Source organism: Egibacteraceae bacterium, assembly GCA_040905805.1.
Lineage (GTDB): Bacteria > Actinomycetota > Nitriliruptoria > Euzebyales > Egibacteraceae > DATLGH01.
Window position 1 is genome coordinate 15,825 of the sequence record JBBDQS010000069.1, and the last position, 19,521, is coordinate 35,345.

14 protein-coding genes are annotated in these 19,521 nt (G+C 71.5%); 4 read left to right on the forward strand and 10 right to left on the reverse strand.

Annotated features, from left to right (window positions below):
* The first annotated feature begins 153 nt into the window (after positions 1-153).
* Positions 154-1,281, forward strand: coding sequence for an alpha/beta fold hydrolase (locus WD250_07730; protein MEX2620094.1), 1,128 nt, complete (start codon positions 154-156; stop codon positions 1,279-1,281).
* 39 nt (positions 1,282-1,320) lie between these two features.
* Here the strand turns inward: WD250_07730 and WD250_07735 are convergent, their stop codons facing one another.
* The 3 genes from WD250_07735 to WD250_07745 all read right to left on the reverse strand — a co-directional run bounded on the left by WD250_07735 (position 1,321) and on the right by WD250_07745 (position 5,159).
* The gene (locus tag WD250_07735) at positions 1,321-2,793 is read right to left on the reverse strand and encodes a sialidase family protein (GenBank protein ID MEX2620095.1); all 1,473 of its coding nucleotides are present in this window, start codon (positions 2,791-2,793) and stop codon (positions 1,321-1,323) included.
* Positions 2,790-4,463, reverse strand: coding sequence for an ABC transporter substrate-binding protein (locus WD250_07740; protein ID MEX2620096.1), 1,674 nt, complete (start codon positions 4,461-4,463; stop codon positions 2,790-2,792). The genes WD250_07735 and WD250_07740 overlap by 4 nt, the downstream gene beginning before the upstream one ends.
* Before the next feature lie 117 nt (positions 4,464-4,580).
* A complete protein-coding gene (locus WD250_07745) occupies positions 4,581-5,159 on the reverse strand; it encodes a hypothetical protein (protein MEX2620097.1) in 579 nt (192 codons plus the stop codon).
* Between the two features lie 552 nt (positions 5,160-5,711).
* Between WD250_07745 and WD250_07750 the strand changes: the two genes are divergently transcribed.
* Both WD250_07750 and WD250_07755 read left to right on the forward strand, forming a co-directional pair.
* The gene (locus tag WD250_07750) at positions 5,712-6,284 is read left to right on the forward strand and encodes a hypothetical protein (protein ID MEX2620098.1); all 573 of its coding nucleotides are present in this window, start codon (positions 5,712-5,714) and stop codon (positions 6,282-6,284) included.
* Positions 6,285-6,312: 28 nt separating this feature from the next.
* The gene (locus tag WD250_07755) at positions 6,313-7,944 is read left to right on the forward strand and encodes a sialidase family protein (protein ID MEX2620099.1); all 1,632 of its coding nucleotides are present in this window, start codon (positions 6,313-6,315) and stop codon (positions 7,942-7,944) included.
* Between the two features lie 133 nt (positions 7,945-8,077).
* On the opposite strand, the gene WD250_07760 is transcribed toward WD250_07755, so the two are convergent.
* The 7 genes from WD250_07760 to WD250_07790 all read right to left on the reverse strand — a co-directional run bounded on the left by WD250_07760 (position 8,078) and on the right by WD250_07790 (position 15,366).
* Positions 8,078-8,569, reverse strand: a complete 492-nt coding sequence (locus tag WD250_07760) for a FixH family protein (GenBank protein ID MEX2620100.1) — start codon at positions 8,567-8,569, stop codon at positions 8,078-8,080.
* Positions 8,562-9,716, reverse strand: a complete 1,155-nt coding sequence (locus WD250_07765) for a copper oxidase (protein ID MEX2620101.1) — start codon at positions 9,714-9,716, stop codon at positions 8,562-8,564. Before WD250_07765 ends, WD250_07760 begins: the two co-directional genes overlap by 8 nt.
* A gap of 75 nt (positions 9,717-9,791) precedes the next feature.
* Positions 9,792-10,796 (reverse strand): hypothetical protein, encoded by a 1,005-nt coding sequence (locus WD250_07770; GenBank protein ID MEX2620102.1) that lies wholly within the window; start codon positions 10,794-10,796, stop codon positions 9,792-9,794.
* 10 nt (positions 10,797-10,806) lie between these two features.
* The gene (locus WD250_07775; protein MEX2620103.1) at positions 10,807-11,628 is read right to left on the reverse strand and encodes a class I SAM-dependent methyltransferase; all 822 of its coding nucleotides are present in this window, start codon (positions 11,626-11,628) and stop codon (positions 10,807-10,809) included.
* A gap of 60 nt (positions 11,629-11,688) precedes the next feature.
* Positions 11,689-12,045 carry a hypothetical protein gene (locus WD250_07780; GenBank protein MEX2620104.1) on the reverse strand — a complete coding sequence of 119 codons (357 nt, stop codon included), beginning with the start codon at positions 12,043-12,045 and terminating at the stop codon, positions 11,689-11,691.
* Between the two features lie 131 nt (positions 12,046-12,176).
* Positions 12,177-14,153 (reverse strand): ATP-dependent zinc metalloprotease FtsH, encoded by a 1,977-nt coding sequence (gene ftsH / locus WD250_07785; protein MEX2620105.1) that lies wholly within the window; start codon positions 14,151-14,153, stop codon positions 12,177-12,179.
* Between the two features lie 244 nt (positions 14,154-14,397).
* Entirely contained in the window at positions 14,398-15,366 is a 969-nt protein-coding gene (locus WD250_07790; GenBank protein ID MEX2620106.1) for a hypothetical protein, read from the reverse strand.
* A gap of 914 nt (positions 15,367-16,280) precedes the next feature.
* Between WD250_07790 and WD250_07795 the strand changes: the two genes are divergently transcribed.
* On the forward strand, positions 16,281-19,521 hold a 3,241-nt coding region (locus WD250_07795), incomplete at its 3' end, for a fibronectin type III domain-containing protein (protein MEX2620107.1).

The following is a 19,521-nucleotide window of genomic DNA, read 5'->3' on the forward strand; positions in this document are numbered from 1 at the left end:
TGCACCGCCTGCGACCGGCGGGTCTGTGCCGACTGCCTGGTGCACACCCCGGTGGGGATCAAGTGCACGTCGTGCACCCGTCCCCCCAGGGGCAGGCGACCGCAGCCGGCGAGCCCCCGTGGCGGGCAGCCCGGCACGCGACGGACGCTCGGCATGGTGGCCCTGGTCCTCGGGCTGGTGGTCATCGGCGGGGTCGCGCTCGCCCTGGTCCGCGGCGGCGACACGGACGAGCCCGCCGCCGCGGGCTCGCGCGCGGTTCCCGCCGAGGGTCCCCGGGAGATCACCGTGTCGTTCACCGGGGCGGACGGGTTGGCGCTGCGCGGCGCACTGCGGGTTCCCGAGGGCGCGGACGGGCTCGTCCCCGGCGTGGTGATCATCCCCGGGTTCGGGCCGACGACGCGTGACGGCGTGGCACCGCCGGGCGGGACGCCGGACCCCCTGTACCGGGATCTCAGCCGGGCCCTGGCCGAGGCGGGTGTGGCGAGCCTGCGCTACGACAAGCGTGGCACGGGCGAGAGCGTGATGGAAGCCGACCAGCCGCGGTCCTTCGACGACATGGTCGAGGACGCGGCCGCGGCCTTCACCTTCCTCGGCGAGCGAGTCGAGGTGGACCCGGAGTCGGTGGGCGTGGTCGGCCACGACGAGGGTGGCCTCACCGCGCTGCGGCTGGCCGCGACGGAGCTGCCGGTCGGCGCGCTGGTGCTGGTCGCCACGCCCGGCAGACCGCTGGTCGACGTGCTCGCCGACGATTTCGTCGCCTCCAGTGAGGAGCCCGGGCACGGTGAGGAGCACGCCGAGGAGCTGCGAGCGGTGGTTGGCGAGCTGATCGCCACCGGGGAGCTGCCCAACCCGGGTTCGATGCGCAGCGCCCTGCGGCCCATCTTCCCGGCGGGCGAGGAGGAGTACCTGCGGGCCATCTTCTCCCTGGACCCTGCGGAGGAAGCGGCAGACGTCGCTGCCCCCACGCTGGTCGTGCGTGGCGGCGCGGACCCCGGGGTGTCGGCGGAGGACGCCGAGCTGCTCGTCGGGGCCCTGCGCGGCGACACCGACGTGCTCGTGGGGGCGCAAGCCGGGCACACTCTGGCTATCGCCGACGCCGACGCCGACGCCGACGCCGACGGCGACGACGACGACGACGACGACGGCGACGGCGACGCGACCGGCGGGGACGCCGCCCACGACCCCAACGTGCACGGCGGGGCCGCGGTCGCCAGCGCCCGCGACGACGACCTGCTGTCCGAGGTCGGTGCCTGGGTGGCGGACACGCTGGGTGTGGAATAGGCCGGGAGCCCATCCATCTGGCGGTGCGCCGCGTCCCGTTCACCGGGTTGCGCGCCGCGTCCGCCCTCCATGTCGCAGGAAGGCCCCGCCCACGGCGATGATCGCTGCGCCGAGGCCCACGGCTCCCCACCGGGGTGACCAGGCTCGCCCGTGGTCCACCAGGGCAACCGCCAGGTCCTGCACATTGGTGGTGCGGTCGCCGTTGCGGGTGTCCGCCCAGAAGGCGACGCTCGACCGGCTCTGCGCCGCCACGGCGAGCTGGCTGGAGAGCACCGGGATGCCCTGATGGCTGCCCACGCCGATGCCCGAGTCAAAGGCCCGGTCGGAGATGGTGACCGTGTCGAACGACGCGCCGCGGTCGCCCGAGGACGCGAGCACCACCTCGGCCAGGAGGTCATCGGGGTCATCGCTGCGGTCGTAGAAGACGACGTCGACCCGGCCGTCCGGTGCGACCGCCACCGCTGGCAGGAACTGCGCTCGCGGCCGCGGGGCCACGCCGACCGGTGTGGACCACGTGGCCCCATGGTCGTCGGACCAGGCGAGGAAGACGTCACGGTCGTCGCCGCGACCGGCGTCCCAGGTGGCGTAGAACCGCCCCGTGGCGGCGTCCGCGGCGAAGGCCGGCGTGGGTGCGAACTCGACGATGACGCGCTCGGGGATCACGAGCTCGTCGGCGGCGGCGACCGCGGAGCCGAAGACCGACCCGCCATCGGTAGATGCCCAGGTGACCACCCGCCAGCGGTCGTCCTCGGGGGGGCCGCCGCGACCGTCGTGGAGCGCCTCGTAGTCCACGCGGTCGTCGCCCAGGTCGAGCGCGCCAACCAGGACGCGGTCGTCCGGCGCGATGACCACCGACGGCTGGACGACGCGCCGTCCCGGCTCGGAGACCGCCACCGGGTCCGCGAAGGTGCGCCCGCCATCTGTGGAACCCGCCACGACGATGGGATTGGGCTCGGGGGCAAAGCCCAGGGGACGGTCGACACTGGCGGCGCCGGCCTGCACCCACGTGACGAGGATCCGCCCGTCCCCGGCGGCCATGCGGGCGTGGAAGGCGGCTTCGCCGGCGATGGGCACGGGGTCCCCCTCGGGCGCCCCATCGGCCGTGAAGGCCTGGAGCCACACGCCGAGGGGCCGGTTGTAGGTCCCGCCGGTGGCGGTGTAGAGCACGAGGAGGCGCCCCTCGTCGGTGAACGCGACGTCGGGCCAGTAGCAGTTGGGGGCATCCGGCGGCAGGGGAAGCTCCACGGGCTGCCAGGACGTCCCGCCGTTGGCGGACCGGGCCACCGCGCACGACATCTCGGGCGTGTCGATCCGGTTTGCCGCGGCGAGCATCCGGGGCCGCGCCGGGTCGACCGCCACCGCCGGCGAGTTGTGGGCGTTGATGCTCGGTCGATCCGCGTTCACGAACCCGTTGGCGCCCGTGCGCATCCCCGCCGTCCACGCCAGGAGGCCCACGCCCAGGACGGCGAGTCCCACCAGCACCGCTGCCAGCGCCGCCCGGTGGCGGCTCACACGGTGAGCCACACGTGCTCCCAGCGCTGCGTGCCGAGCACGGCCGACGGCTCGAACCCCTGCACGCGCGGGGACAGGAGCCAGACGTTGGGCAGGGAACCCAGCGGGATCGCGACGACCTCGTCGGTGACGACCACCTCCATGAGCGCCGCCGCGTCGCGACGGGCGCTGTCGATGGAGCGGACGGTGAAGGCCTCCTCGAAGAGGGCATCCGCAGCGTCGCCCGCACCCACGGTCCCCGAGATGGTGAGCTGTCCGCCCGGCCGGATCGAGAAGAACCGGCACAGCGCACAGGGGTTTGCGTCGGTCTGGCCGCGCAGATCCAGGAAGAGGTCGAAGGTGCCGTCGTTCACCCGCTGGTAGCGGTCCACCGGCGCGTCGCCCTGGTCGGGGATGGCCACAGCGATGCCGACCGCGGCGAGCTGGGCGCGGACCGCTTCTGCGGCCTGAGCGAGCTCCTCGGGACGGGAGAGGACCAAGGTCACCTCCAGGGGGCGACCGTCACGGCGGCGCAGGCCATCTCCTCCCGTAGCCCATCCGGCTTCATCCAACAACGCGCGTGCGGCGGCCGGGTCGTGGTCGGGGGCGGAGACCGCGGCGGCGGCGGCGGTGCCGAGGACCGCGGGCGGGATGAGCGTGTGGTTCGGCTCGCCGTGGTCGGGCCACGCCGCCCCGGTCAGCGCCACCCGGTCGATCGCGAGGCTGATCGCCCGCCGCACCCGGTGGTCCTGCAGGGTCGCCCAGTCGTCGCTCCCGCCCACGTTGAGCAGCAGGTAGGCCGACCGTGCGGGCGGCGATGCCGCGACCCGGTCCCGTCCCGACACCTGCGCGAGCGTGTGGTGGGGGACGTGGCCGACCACCTGGGCCTGCCGGGTGGCCAGCACCCGGCTGGCGTCCTGCGCCGGGCCGAAGCGAAACGTGAGGGAGTCCAGCTGGGGCGCGCCGCCCCAGTAACCGGCGTACGCCTCCACCGCCAGCTCGCTGCCCGCGGTGTACGAGCCGAAGCGAAAAGGCCCGGTGCCCGTGGGCGTGGTGGCGGGATCATCGCCGGCTCCTGCGATGGTGCCGGCGGCGCGGATCGCGGTACTCGGGTCCGCGAGCTGCTCGGGCAGGCGGAGGTTCGGCGAGGTGAGGGCGATCTCCACGGTGTGATCGTCCGCGGCGGTGACCCCACCCGGTTCCATGCCGCGGGGCGGATGCTGACGGCGGGCAACGGACTCCAGGGTCTCCACGACGGCGCCGGCCTCGAACGCGGAGCCGTCGTGGAACGTCACCCCGGAGCGCAGCCTGAAGCGCCAGCGCGTCGGCGACACCTGCTCCCACCCCTCCGCCAGCCCGGGCCCGACCCCGAACGTGGGCGTGACCCTCGTCAGGGTCTCGAAGATGCCGGGGTTGGGACCGTCGGTCCGCACGCCCACGTCCGGGATGGCGCGGCGTTCTCCCGCCGGCTCGTCCCCGGTCGCCGGTGAACGCCGCGGGCGCAGGAACGGGTCCGCCCCGACCGCGACCGTCAGGTCCTGGGTGTCAGCGCGTGGCAGGCTCGCTGCCGGCGAGGCGCCGTCGCCGTCGCTCGCGGGGGAGCTGCACGCCACGGCCGTCACCAGGATGGCCACCAGGATGGCTGCCGCACGGGTCGCGCTCAGCAGCAGAGCAGGGGTCGGTGGCAGCATCGCTCCTCGTCGCGCTCCGGACATGCAGATGCCGGGTGCCCGTCGAAGCGGGCCCCCCCCCCCCCCCCCCCCCCCCCCCGGCAGTGTGGCACGCAGCGTGCCGTGCTGCGGATGGTGCTAGTCGCGACGCACCGGTGCCGTCTCCGGCTCCTCACGGCCACGCAGCTGCTTGACGAAGGCGCTGAAGCCTGCGCCGAACAGCGCCAGACCGAGGACCCCGAGGATCGCGGTCATGGCGACGATGCCGGTCGTGCTGCCGCCGTCGGCGACCGCGGGGGTCGGAGCCGCAGGCTGCACGACCGATTCGCCACCCGGGCCGAGGATCTGGAACGACGCACGGGCCGGCGTGCCGTACATGGGCTCGCCCTCCTCGTCCATCTGCGAGGCGACGATGACGTAGTACCCGGGCTGCCCGTCCGGGATCTCGAAGGTCGCCGAGACGTTACCGGCGGAGTCCGGCGTGACCGAGGCGAGCTCCTCGCCCTCCGCACCGTTCCACGTCATCACGACGGCGGGGGTCTCACCCTCCGACGGCACGGAGAACGACGACCCCGTCACCGTGATCGAGTCGCCCGCCTGGCCGGCGGCCGCGCTGAGGTTCAGCGTCGCCAGGTTCGTGCAGGCAAAGGCGGTGCCCACGACCATCGTCATGGCCACCGCGGTGGCTACCAGAAATGTTTTCGTTCGTACACCCATCTAGATACCTCCTTCACCTCGAAGCGCTGCCTTGTGCTCGATTGCCCAAGGACGTTCGAAGGTGGACAGCCCCGATTCTCACACGGAACCAATGCGCACGGCAATAGGGTATTTCCAACTACAGCAGTGAACCATCTACATGTTGGAGACATAGATGGCTACACTCACCTAGTGGCGCAGTGTTTGTGCTGGTCAGCCGGCTGCGCCATGCGCACTCGGCGGCCTGCTCCAGGGCTCAGGCCGCCGGGCCCGCCACGTTCGGAAGGATCGACGGACAGCACACCCGATGGGGGCATCCCCGCCGCCGTCCCTTCCGCGGCGGCCGGCGTGCCCGGGTCAAGCTCCCGGTCGACGGCTGGCGGCCGGTACGACGAGGGGGACCACAGAGCCCTATATGTAAAAGGCACGCATTGACGGGCGCCAGCGCGCGCGGGAGGCTCACATGCGCTCTCGCCTGCATCGTTTGGGGCAGGGGCTACATATGCGCGCGGCGCCGGTGTGTCGGAGCGTCGCGGCACGGTCTTTGTTGCTATGGTGAGGGAGTTGGAGCCGATGAATCCGAAGCTGGTTCGAACGGGTCTGTTCGCTGCGGTGGCGTTGGTGGCGTTGGCCGCCACCGCGTGGGCTTGCGTGCCCGTGGCCACGCTTGAGGCCACGCCCGGTCAGGCGTCGCCGGGTGACGAGATCACCGTCAACGGGCGCTTCTACAACGCCAACGACGTGACACTGCATTGGGACGGTCTCGACGGGCGGGTGCTGGGCACCGTCACCCCCGAAAACCGCCTGCTGGAGGGCACAGTGCGGGTCCCGAGCGACACGGCGCCCGGCAACTACACGCTGGTCGCCACCCAGGAGAGCGAGGACGGCTCCACCACCTGGGGGATCCCCTCGCGGGCGCTCGTGACCGTCGTGGGCGAGGGCGGGGAACCGGTCCTCGGCGCGGCTGTGGGTGCGGACGCCAGCGAGCGCGCTCCAGAGCTCATGCAGACCGAGTCCGTCGGTGCCGGCGAGTTCGTGCTCGTCGCACTCGGGATCACCGGCTTCGTCCTGTTCGCCGCGGGCGCGGCTGCGCTGATGGCCGGCCGCTCTCGACGCGCCGTGGCCGAGACGGCGACGTCCGAGTAGAGCGCTTCACGCGCAAGGGAGAGTGCTCATGAAGAAGTCCACGGTCCGCCTTGTCCTGACCGCCTTCGCGGTCGCCCTGTTCAGCCAGGGCGCCGCGACCGCGCAGGAGTCACCGACGCTCACCGAACCCGTCCACGCCACCCAAGACGACCTCGTGCCCTCGCGCACGTACTCCTCGCCCACGCTGGCCGTGGACCCGGAGAACGACCGCAACATCGTCGCGGCGTTCGTGGAGATGCGCACCCGGGTGTGCGGGATCATGCGGTCCACCGACGGTGGCCAGACCTGGACTCGGCCCGACGCCCTGCCGGCGCCGGCCTCCTACCCGTTCTGCCTCCACGGCTCGGGCGGGGTGACCCAGACCCCGATGGCGTTCGGCAGCGAGGGGATGCTCTACCTGGGGCTGGCGGGCTGGGACGAGCAGGACGGGGGGATGCGCAGCGGCAACATCAGCGTGCTCGTCAGCCGCTCGGACGACCTCGGGGAGTCCTGGCAGACGACCATCGCCCGTGACGCCCGGGGCTTCGAGGACGACGACATCGAGAACAACCGGCCGGTGTCGGCCATCGCCGTCGACACGAGCGGGGCGCAGGACACCGTGTACGTCGCGTGGCGGTCCGGCAGCTTCCCGACCACGATCCCGGCCGTGGCGGTGTCGACCGACGGCGGCGAGACCTTCTCCGACCCGATCGACGCCAAGGCCGGGTTCTTCGACGATCCCGACAACTTCCCCGACGACGTTCCCGAGGACCAGCGGGTCGCGGAGAACGGGGGCGGCAACAACCCCTCGATGGTCGTCGACGCCGACGGTACGGTCTACGTCCTGTGGGAGCGGCTGCTCTCCCGCGATGTCGACACCGAGGCCGAGCGCAACAGCTACGTGTCGCGCTCCACTGACCGCGGAGAGACCTGGGAGATCTTCGAGGTCGCCCCGGAGCTGCCGAACCTCGGCACCTCGATCATGCGCTGGAGCCCGGAGGGCGGGGCCGACGGCAGCCTGCACGTCGCCTACCACGCCAAGCCCGACCAGACGCAGGGCGACGCCGACATCTACTACCAGCGCTCCACCGACGCGGGGGAGACCTGGACCGAGCCCACGCTGATCAGCGACGACGACCCCGAGGCGCTGCACTCGCAGCTGCTGCCCAACCTCGAGGTCGGCCCCGACGGCCGTCTCGAGGCGGCGTGGTGGGACTTCCGCGACAACATCGGCAACCACACCAACGACGTCTACCACGCCGTGTCGTTCGACAACGGCGAGACCTGGTCGGAGAACCGGCGCATCACCGACCAGGGGATCGACCGCAGCATCGGTCCGTGGGGCGGTGGGTTCGACATGCGCATGCCGGTCGGCATGGCGGTGAGCGACGCCCACACCATCTTCGGCTACTCGGACACCCGGCACGGGGACGAGCTCACGCAGACCCAGGACATCTACACGGCCGCGCTGCAGTACGAGCCGCTGCCGGCCACGTTCCCCCGCGTGCTGGCCTACGTGCTGGCGGCGGTCATCGGACTGCTGTTCGTCGGCTTGATCCTCGTGGCCGCCGCCTTCTTCGCTCGGCGCGCGGGCGGGGGGCCGCCGACGAAGCCGTCGCGTGGCGCACCCGAGCCCGAGAGCAAGCCGGCGCGGAGCAGCAAGCCCGCGCAGAAGGCCTGAGCGGAGCGCCGCACACGGAGGGCCGCTGGGGCCCGCGCACCGATCATCACCCGATCGGCGCGCGGGCCCCACGCACGTCGGGGGACGCCGACCACACCATCGGGGGCTCCCCACCCACGGCGCCCCGATCCGCTCAGTCCACGGTGAAGCGAAGGGGGGCGGACGCCGATCCCTCGGCTCCTGACACGCTGACCTGGCCGATCCAGCCCCCGCGCATCGGGAAGCGCTGCTCGCCGGTCTCGTAGTGCCCGGGGTCGACCTCCGTCGCCGTCGCGGTGATGCCTTCGTGGGCGTGGCCGTCCATGTCGGCCCGGACCTGCACGTCCGCTCCGGTGACGGGTTCGCCCTCGTGGGTCACGCGAACCGCGAAGGCGGTGCCCTCGAGGCGAGGCGGGTCGGGGTCCAGGTCGACGGTCACCTCGTAGTCGGCCCCTGCGGGATCCGCGGCGGGCTCCCGGACCTGCTCGTCGACCGGCTGCGGTTGCTCGTCTGATGCCCCCTCGTCGCCACCGCCCATCACCAGCAGGGCCCCGCCGAAGCCCGCCGCGGCGACGACCGCGACCACCGCCAGTCGCCTGCCTGTCCGTGGGGCCCGCTCGGGGGCGGCCGTGTCGGTGTCACTCATGGTCTCGCTCCTGCTGGTAGCGGTTGCGGTGTCCCTCGTAGGTCACGTGGCTGATCAGCCCGCCGGGGCCGACGGCGTCGTTCTGCGTGTGGTGGGGGATATGGCAGTGGAACATCCAGTCGCCGGGGCGTTCGGCGACGAACTCGACGTCGTAGCGTTCCCCGGCGCCGATCAGGACCGTGTCGGCCAGGTAGGGGGCGTCGAGCAGGGCGCCGTCCTTGGCGATGACGCGGAATCGGCGGCCGTGCAGATGCATGGGATGGGCCTGGTACCCGGCGTTGATCATCCGGATGCGGACCCGGTCGCCTTCGGTGACGACCATGTCCTCGGTCGCTGGGAAGGCCTTGCCGTTGATGGTGAACCAGTTGTACTCAGCAGGGGAGTGGCCGGCGTGGGCCGCCCCTTCCCACCCGTTGCGGCCGTCGGGCAGGCGGATCCACTCGTCGATCAACGTGACGTAGTCCCGGTCGAAGTCCGCATCGTTCTGACCGCGGATGATGAACGCCCCGCCGAGTCCCATGTCCTGCTGGCGGGCGTCGTCGAAGTGGGAGTGGTACCAGAACGTGCCGGTCGGCTGCGCCTCGAACTCGTAGACGTATCGCTCGCCGGGCTCGATCGGATCCTGGGTGACCCCGGGGACACCGTCCATCTCGTTGGGCACGTCGATGCCGTGCCAGTGGATGGTGGTCGGCGCGGGCAGCTCGTTGGTGAGCTCGATGCGGACCCGGTCGCCCTCGTCGACCCAGATCTCCGGACCGGGCACCTGCCCGTTGTAGCCCCACGCGGTCACCCACGTGTCGTCGAGCAGCTCCCAGCGGACCGCTTCCGCGGTCAGGGTGAACACCTTGACGTCGCCGTCCAGCGTGAACTCGGCGCGCTCCTGGCGGTCGGTGCGCAGGGGCAGGTCCTCAGGGTCGACGCTCGGTGGGATCTCCGTGGCCCCGCCGTGGGCGTGGTCGCCGGCGGCGTGTGCCGGGTCGACATCTGTGGCCACCGCTTGGGCCGGGTCCGCGGTGCCCCCCGGTGTGCCGGTCCTCGCGTCGCTGACCCACAGCCCCGCGCCCACGGCCAGTGCCCCGACCACGACGACCAGGACGACGAAGCTCCACCCCCCGCCGACGACAGCCCGAGCTCGCCGCACCCCCATCCCCCTAGCTCCCTCCGCGCCGACCGAGATGACGTGGAGCCAGCGTAGCGGCCGTCCGGGCCTCAGGGGTCATCGCTACAACGCCCGCAGCACGTCGGTGAAGGTCATCGGCGGGGCGTTCTCCGCCCGCTCCAGCGCGCGGTTGAGCAAGGCCTGGGCCTGGTTGGCGTAGCGCAGGAAGGCATCGGTGAGGTCACCGAAGGTGCCGGTGCCCCCGGCGACCCGGACGGTCTCGTCGAACAGCGCCGGGTCGTCGGTCCGCCACCCCGCCGCAGTCAGCCGCTCCAGCACGTAGCCGTAGCTGCTGAGGTTCTGGTTGAACGCCCGCTCCAGCCGGAAGGCCTTCCAGAGCCGGTCGAACGCCACCAGCTCGCTCAGCTGGCTCGACGCCGGGTCCGCGCCCTCCCCGGTGAGCATCACCGACACGGTGCGCTGGATCAGCCGGGTGGGGGCCGCACAGACCGTGGCGGTCTGCGCGCGTCGCAGATGACCGTGCTCCTCGGCGAACGCCACGACCTCGGCCGCCGTGGTGGGTCCCGGGCCGGCCTTGGCCACCATGTCGAAGGCCGCGGAGAACATCCCGCGACTGGCCTTGAAGATCGCGGCGATGTACGACGGCAGCTCGCCGTGCCGGCGCACCGGATCCCGTCCGCGGTGGAACAGGACCAGCGGGATGGTGATGCCGAGCTTGCTGAGGTCGGCGAGGCCCTGCACCGTGGCGTGCTGGTCTGGCTCCTGTGCGCGGTACTGCTCGCCGAGCCACGCCAGCCCGTCGAGGATCTGCGTGGTGTCACGGCGCAGCGCCTCGTAGGCGGACGTGTTCATCGGCCCGCCATGACGCGACGGGGTGTCCCGGTACGGGCATGCGGTCGCGTCCATGGCGATCCCCGCACGCACGGCTCTCCTGATCGCCCGCTCGGGAGCCGAGTCCTCCAGCAGGAGCCGCCGGTGCTCGTCGGTCTCGTCCGTCACGGTCAGCAGCTGCTCCAGGCGCAGCCCGGGTGGTCGCCGGACGGGTTCGCCGCCGCCCGCAGAGGCGTCGGCGTCCCCGGGCGTGCCACTGGCCTTGGGTGTGCTCACCGTCGACAGCCTACGTCACCGTCCCGTCGCCGGACGGGCCCTGCGGGGTCCACGACACCACCGCGGCCGGCAGGCTGCGGACGGGGGCACCCAGGCCGTCTCCCCGCTCGATGAGCCAGTCGTCCAGCAGGGGCCTGAGCTCGGCCCGGGCCTCGGCGGTGTCGGGGAGGCACAGGCTCCGCCGGTAGTCCTCCACCGCCTCGTCGAGATCGGGGAATCGGGCCCTGGCCGGCACCTCCACGATGTCGACGTCGGCGGTGACGCCGAGCGTGGCGAGCACCGCCACCGCGTCCAGGTAGGTCGGTCCGGGAGCGCGCGGCTGCCCGTGGAAGTGCCGCCAGATCGGGTCGAACAGCAGGTCGGTGCTGGCTCCCGCCATGGAGATCAGGACCCTGCGCCGCACGGCGCGGTCGAGCTTGCGCAAGAACGGTGCCACGTCCTCGACGATCGGCAGGACGTACGCGCAGACGGCGACGTCCCCGACGACGTCGCCGGACTCCTCCCACGGCGCGTGCAGGGTGCGCACGTTGGTCAAGCCCGCCCGCGCGGCGTCGCGGGTCAGGACCTCCAGCATGCCGGCGCTCGGGTCGACCGCCACGACCTCGCGGGCACGGGGCGCGAGGGCCACCGTGATGCGGCCCGTCCCGGCACCCACGTCGAGCACGACCGTGCGCCGCCCGATGTGCCGCCGCGCCCGCCGCACGAAGGGGTCGCGCTCGGCGGTGCCGGCGACCCGCTGCGCGTAGCGCTCGGCGCGGGTGTCCCAGAAGGCGGGCCCGATCCGGTCTGCCTGGGGGGACAGGCGCTCCATCTCCGCGAACTTGGCGCGCACGAGCCGCTGCCAACGGCATGCGGGTTCCTCGGGGGTGCTCACTGGCGGGCGCTGGCTCCCCTAGTCGCGTGGTGCGGGGGAGCCCCGGCGCCACCAGCTGAAGAGGGCAACCGCCGCAGCGAGCACAGCGACGACGGCCAGCGGCAGCGGCCACGCGGACGCCGCGAGCTGCTCGCTGAGCAGCATGACGGCGACGGACAGCACGGCCACGGCGCTCAGGATGGCAGCCAGGGCAGCCAGCAGCACGCGGGATCCGCCGTCGTGCCCGTCGTCGTCACCGTCCGGGGCCGGAGCAGCGCTGTCAGGGTCAGCGCCGGACGACAGGTCACGTCCGAGGACCCAGCTCGGCTCGAGGGCCGCCTGGTGGTTTGACTCCATCAGGTCGTCACCCTGCCTGCCCTTGTCGCGGAAAGCCACGGTTGCTCCCTTGCCGTTGCCGGTGTCCAGTGCGCGCGCCTGCACCACGAGCGACGCCCCACGACCAAGCCCCCAGGCTAGGCACCGCGCGCGCCGCGACGCAATAGGTGTGGCGGTCCACTAGCCCACCGTCACCGCCGTGTGGGGCCCGTCCCCTCCGGCCGTCCCGCGGGGGCGGCCGGACCACCGGCGGCGCGAGCATCTGTCCCGTTGAGCGGCGGGGCCGGCATGCCGCTGACGGCGATGGCGACGGCGTCGGCGAACGGTTGGAGCTCGTCCTCGCGCAAGGTCTCGTTCGCGACGAGCTCCTCGACCAGCCAGTCGAGGATGTCGCGATGGGCGCGCAGGAGCTGCAGTGCGTGGTCGTACGCCTCATCGATCATCCGGCGGATCTCCCGGTCGATCAACCCGGCGACCTCCGCGGAGTAGTCGGGGATGAACGACCCGTCGTCCAGGTAGGCGCTCGACCCCGGCTGCCCGAGGGCCACCATCCCGAGCGCATCGCTCATCCCGAACTCGCAGACCATCCGCCGAGCCAGTCTGGTCGCCCGACGCAGGTCGCTGGACGGCCCACTGGTCGGCTCGCCGAGGACGAGATCCTCGGCTGCCCGGCCGCCCATTGAGACCGCCAGCTCGTGATGCATGTCGTTTTGGGCGACGACCACCTTGTCGTCGTCGGGTTGGATGCGGGTGTGGCCCAACGAGCTGCCCCGGCTGACGATGGAGATACGGCTGACGGGATCCCCCTCCGGTCGCGCGAACGCCACGAGGGCGTGCCCCCCTTCGTGGTAGGCCACCGCGCGCTTGTCCGCGGGACTGAGTCGCCGGACCCGGCCCTCGCTGCCGACCAGCACCCGGTCGACGGCCTCCTCCAGCTCCAGCAGGCCGATGGCCTCCTTGCCCCGCCGCGCGGCCAGGAGCGCTGCCTCGTTGGTCAGGCTGGCGAGGTCCGCGCCGGTGAAGCCCGTAGTCTGCACCGCGACCCGATCCAGGTCGACGGCCGGCTCGAAGCGCTTGTTGGCCGCATGCACGCGCAAGATGTCGAGCCTGCCCGCCCGGTCCGGGCGGTCGACCACGATCTGGCGGTCGAAGCGACCGCGGCGCAGCAGCGCCTTGTCGAGCACGTCGGGGCGGTTGGTCGCCCCCATGATCACGACCCCCGTCGTGCTGGCGAAGCCGTCGATCTCCACCAGCAGTTGGTTGAGGGTCTGGTCGCGCTCGTCGTTGCCGCCGCTGCTGGCAGCACCGCCCCGTGCGCGGCCCAGCGCGTCGAGCTCGTCGATGAACAGGATGGCCGGGGCACGCTCGCGCACCTGGCGGAACAGGTCACGGATGCGTGCGGCGCCGACTCCGACGTACATCTCCACGAAGTCGGTGCCCGACATGGCGAAGAACGGAACGCCGGCCTCGCCAGCGACCGCGCGGGCGAGCAGCGTCTTGCCGGTGCCCGGGGGGCCGACCAGCAGGACGCCGTGGGGGGCTTCCGCTCCGATGGCCTCGAGCCGGGCGGGGTCCAGGAGGTAATCGCGCACCTCCCGGATCTCGAGGATGGCCTCGTCGACGCCGGCGACGTCCGCGAACGTCACGGGCCGTTCCTCCGCACCGCGTTTGGCGGCGGCCTTCAGAAACGCGTTGTTCCCGCCTCCGGCCCTGAAGAGCACGATCGCCAGTCCGAGCCCGCAGACGAGGATCATCGTCACCACGAAGCCCGCGATCAGGTCGATGCGCCGCTTGAACGCCTGCTGGTCGATGTCCAGCGGGATGCCCTGGTCGATCGCGGTGGTGATGAATCCGCTGGCGAAGACTGGGTTCTCGCCGGGGAGGGCGACCCAGTACTGCTCGTCGTCGCGCATGAACAGGATGCGGTTGTCATGGCTCTTGAGCACCGCCGAGGTGATCTCGCGGTTCTCGGCCCACCCTTCGAACAGGCCGATGCTGGCCTCCTCACCGGCCGTCTCGGGCAGGGCGTAGTACACCAGCGCACCGCCGAGTCCGAGCAGTGTCAGCAGCGTGAGCGACAGGAGGATCTTGGCCAGGCGGTACGGCTGGCGGTCCTTCGGGTCCTTCGTCTTTTCGGGCTTCCGCTTGCGCTGCTGCGACTGGGTCACCGCTGCTCCTACGGTTGTGGCGATGCGAGTTCGCGCGGTGGGCTCGACGGCCCACCAAACGGCCGCGGAGGACCGGCCGACAGGCCACCGGCGCCCCTGGCAATCCTAGCCCCCGTGGCTCGTGCGGGTGCGTGGATCACGCACCCGCTGGTGGTCGGGCACCCCGGGAAAGCCCGCCTGGGGAACATGCGACGGCCCGACCGGAGGCGAACCTCCGGTCGGGCCGTATGCTGCGTGAGCCGCGCTAGACCTTGATCTTGGCCTTCGCGCGTTGCCGGACTTCCGTGACCAACGCTGCACCTGACGCGGTGAGCAGACCAGCTGCCAACAGCATCAGCGGCAGGAGGGCCCACGGTGTGGTCCCTTGCCCCCCGTCGAACGGGGTGCTCTCACCGACGTCGCTCGAGAACGGAGCAGCGTCGACGACCGACGGGTCGGCCGGCTCGATCGGAGCCGTGACCGCCGCGGCGGGTGCCGCATCGGTCGTGATCCCCGCACCGGCGAGCAGTGCACGCTCTGCGGTGCTGGGCGCGTACGCCGTTGCTGCAACGCCGACGAGCTCGCCCTCAGGGGCAGGCTCGCTCAGCGGTGCCACTCCGGCCGGCGTCGACGGTGTCGACGTGGTCGACGTGGTCGCAGGGGACCCCGTCGTGTTGGTCAGCGCTGCGGGGACCGGCGTGGTGGTGACCGGTGCCACCGCTGTGGGCGCTGGCGTCTGGGTCTCCGCCGCCGGCGCAGCAGGTGCTGGCGCAGCGGGTGCTGGCGCAGCAGGGGTCTCGCTGACCGGCGGTGCCACCGGGGCTGCGACCGGCTGGTTCGCGGGCGGAGCCTCTTGGGTCGGCGCCTCCTCGAACGGTGCTGGCGGTGTGACCGGTTGCGTCGGAGCAGCGGGCTCCTCGATCGCCTCCGGCTGGGAGCCGGCAGTCGGTTCCGCAGGTTCCGCAGGTTCCGCAGGTTCCGCGGGCTCCTCGACGGCGTCGACGGCGTCAACAGGAGCCGGCGAAACAGCGAAGTTGGCGCTCCTCGCACTGAACTGGGCGGCCCGCGCCGAGATGGAGTAGGCACCAGCCGGTGTGCCGGCAGGAACCGTGACGCTGACCGCGAACTGGCCGTTCGCGTCGGCGACCGTGCTGGCGAGGACCTGACCGCCTGAGCCATTCCAGTGCACGGTCACGGTGTCGCCGGCGTAGAAGGAGGTGCCGATGACGTTCACGACACCGCCCGCCGGGACGCTAGACGGGCTCGTGGAGATACTCGCGCTGGGCGAACACGCGAAGGCCGGTGCCGCAAGGATCAACCCAATAACCATCAGCGCACCGCCGCCGATGACCAGGTACCGGATGGTCCTGGTCGGAAGGCGGGCGCTGCTTGCTGGTAGTGCTTGGCGTACTTCCATCCAAGCCCCCTCTTTCTTATGTGGTCGTTCGGGCACAGCGAACCACTGTGCCTATGTGAACAATTTATCCGGCTTCAACCCGCCGGCGCAAGGCCCGTGGTGGCGCGGCCAGTCCGTTCGGCTTCACCCCAAACCGATGATAACGGATCAAAGCCACGAGTGATGAGGGGCAAATCCCTCGGCAGGCGACGAACCGCATGCTGGCGAGCGGGGTCGGCGCCCCGCACGCGACCCAATCTGTGCGCGGGGCGCACGCCACCACGCCCCCGCAGCCTCCGACATACCGACGCCCTGCCCGAACGCGTGCGGCTGGTCCGGGTCAGCCGGGGCCCCGAGAGGGTCGCGGGTTTTCGCGAAATCGTGGGTCAACGGTGCGGTAAATGTCATAGACAGCTATGTGCTGATTTCAACTTGGCGGGCCCGAGCCGCACGACATTAGGGGAAAGGGCTTGACGGATACCTCGGGGGAGCCGTACAGTCCATCGCGCAGAAGTGGGATTCAACCTCGTTGCCATGCTCGTGGCGTCGAAGCCTTGACCGTCGTGGGCCCGGTGACGGGGGAGAGAAGCGGGCAATGCTGCGGCACAGTCCGCCGCGACTGTGTCGCAAATGTCTGGTCACGAGCAGCGCGAGCCCCGGAAGCGCGATGCGCTGTCGGGTGGTTTTTGCTGTGTTGGGCAGCTGCAGCGCACCAAATCGATACATTCCATAATGCTAGAAGGAGATGTCGCATGCAAGAGATACATCGTGGGCTGCCCCTCGGGCGGGCCATCTGGCCGCGTGCCACCATGGCGGCGGTGCTGGCCCTGCTCATGGGGCTGGCCCTGCTGGCCACACCCACCGGTGCACAGGAGCCTTCCCAGGTCGAGCCGGCGCAGTCGGTCGCGCCTGAGCTCGCGGATGTGACCGTCAGCCCCAACCAACCGGTGGCACCGGTCAACCCCCCGCCGGGCGAGGAAGCCCCCGGGCGGCTCGCCGGCGGGCTCCGGGTGAACCCCGAGGACCCCGAGCACTGGGTCGCATTCACCTGGAACGCGCACGTCGAGGCCGGCGACGCCTGCGAGCTGCACGTCTCGCGCGACGGCGGGGAGACCTGGAGCACCACCAACGACTTCCCCGCGCCGCCCGACTTCGGCACCGAGCCGCCCGCCTCCGAGGCCCGTGGGTTCTGCTCGAACGAGCGCGGTTCCGGCCGTCACAGCAGCCACGGCTCGATCGCGTTCGGCGAGGGCGGCACCGTCTACACCGCGTTCCTGGGCATACGTGAGGGCGCCGCCGGCACGTCGCTGCTGCTGGCCCGCTCGGACGACGGTGGCGACACCATCACCTCCGTGGAGGAGGGCATCGTCGGCGGGGTCGCCGGTCCCGTGGACGAGGACACCGGGCTCATCAACCCGCAGCACCCGTCGTTCAACTTCCCGCGCGTAGCCGTGGACCCCGGCGCCGGCGAGGGTGGCGAGGACCTGGTGTACGTGCAGGCCCGCGGCAGCATCGCCCACCCCACCGAGAACACCTGGACCACCAACAACATCGCGATGGCCGTCTCTGATGACGGGGGCGACACCTGGTCCCACCCGCTGGCGGTCAACCGGACCGACCAGCAGGCGGCCGACGACCCCGCTGACTTCAACGGCAGCCTCCAGGGCCAGATCGTCATCGGCAGCGACGGCACCGCCTACACCGTCTGGCAGTCCGGCGGCCGCCTGATCCGCGTCGGTTGGACCGACGATCAAGGCGCGACCTGGGAGGTCGCCGACGTGGTGGACACCCCGGGCGACAGCTACCCGCGGCTAGCGATCAACCCGAACAACGACAACCTCCACATCTCCTTCGCCTTGGAGCCGGAGCCACCCGCAGTTGAGGCGGCCACCGACGTCCAGCCCCAGGACCACTGGTTCGACCCGGGTGCCGGGATGTACCACACCACCTCGAGTGACGCGGGGCAGACCTGGAGCTCGCCCAACAGGGTCGATGACAACCTTCCCCCCGACAGCGGCGTGACCGAGCACCAGCGGCGCCACCCCAACATCGGGGTCTCCTCCAGCGGGCGGGTCGATATCGTCTGGATGGACCGCCGGCACTGGATCGAGGGCCGCACGCCCCTGATCGAGCGGGGCGGAGCGGAGCGCCCAGTCGAGCGCTACATCTGTGAGGACAGCCACTGGTCGTGCAGCATCGCGCGCACCCGTGACATCTACCACGCGTTCTCCACCGATGATGGGGAGAGCTTCTCCACCAACGTGCGCCTGACGGACTACTCGAACAACGACGACCAGGGCTGGGAGCAGCAGCAAGGCGCGTTCTGGCACCACGGCATGGGCCTCGACCACGCCGGCGACGACATGGTGGCGGTGTGGCACGACAGCCGCCGTGGCAAGGCGTTGCCCGGGACGTTCAAATTCTCATTCGTACCGTCCCCGATTGCGTTCCGCGCTGCGGAGAACGAGGACCTGTTCTTCACGCGTGTCCGCTACGACGATGACCCCGACGGACTGCCGCTGGTGGAGACCTTGCCCGAGGACAACGCCGTGGACGTGTCGGTCGCACTGAGCCAGGACATCGGCTACCCCGGCGGTGGGCAGTCCCGAGGCACGGACCGCACGGGCCCGATCATGGCTACCAGCCCGCACGCCCAGGCAGTGGTCGTCAACGAGGGCGACTGGGCATCCGCGCTGGTCGGCAGCGTGCTCGCCCGTCGCTACATGGGTCCGGTGCTCGCCACCCCGGCGAACGCGCTGCCCGCGGTGGTCTCCGACGAGATCGACCGCATGGAGCTGCACCGGCGTGAAGAGGCACCACGTCCCCTCCCAGATGGCACCGATACCAGTGACATGGTGGACCAGGCTGGGCTGACCGGGGTCTTCATCCTCGGCGCCGCCGACGACGTCAGTGCCGGGATCGAGACCGACATCGCGGCGCGGGGCCCACTGGGCACCGACGTCGAGCGCTTCTCGCAGGAGCCGGCAGAGATGGCCGCCGAGGTGGCTCTCCACCTCGACCCCCGACTGACCGCGGCGGAGGGTGAGCCGCCCGGGCCCGCATTCGACGCCGTGGTGATCGTGAACCCTGAAGACTCCGACAGCGCAGGTGTCGCGGCGCTGGCAGCCGGAAAGCTGTTGCCGGTCCTGTTCGTGAACCCCGACTCGATCCCGCAGGACACCGAGGACGCCCTGGACGCCCTGGACATCGACCGCACCATCGTGGTCGGTGACACCGACGCCATCAGCGACGCGGTCCTTGGCGACCTGCCGGGCGCCAACCGGCTGACCGGTGCCGACGCGTACGAGCTGTCGGAGGACATCGTGGAGGAGGGCCACGACCGCGGCCTTCCGGCCAACATCGTCTACGTCGTGGACGATGCCATGCACGCCGCGCTGGCTGGGTCGTCGGTCGCACGCGCCGGTGGGATGCTGGTGCGGGCACCTGACGCGCACCCGCAGGACGCGATGGACACCATGGAGACCGCCGGGTTGGAGGACCACGTCGACCGGATCATCCGCTTCGGCGCCGACGTGCTGGCGCCGGTGTGGCCAGACGGCGCGGAGCTGACCGCGACGGACATCACCCAGACCAGCGTGACGTTGTCGTGGCCGTCAGCAAGCGACGACACCGCGGTGGCCGGCTACCACCTGTTCCAAGACGGGACGGTCATCGCTGACATCGAGGGATCGCCGGTGCCGACCAGCCACACGGTCACCGGCCTGACGCCGGGGACCTCCTATACCTTCACGGTGGAGGCACACGACGCGGAGAGCAACGAGTCCGGGGACGGACCCTCGACGACCGCGACCACCCTCGAGGTCACGCCGGACCCCGACCCGGACCCAGACCCCGACCCCGACCCCGACGCGCAGGCGTGTGACCCCGCCCTGGTGCCCGACTCGCCGTTCACCGACATCGCCGGCAACACCCACGAGGACAACATCGCCTGCATCGTGTGGTTCGGGCTGACCCAGGGCACCACCCCCACCA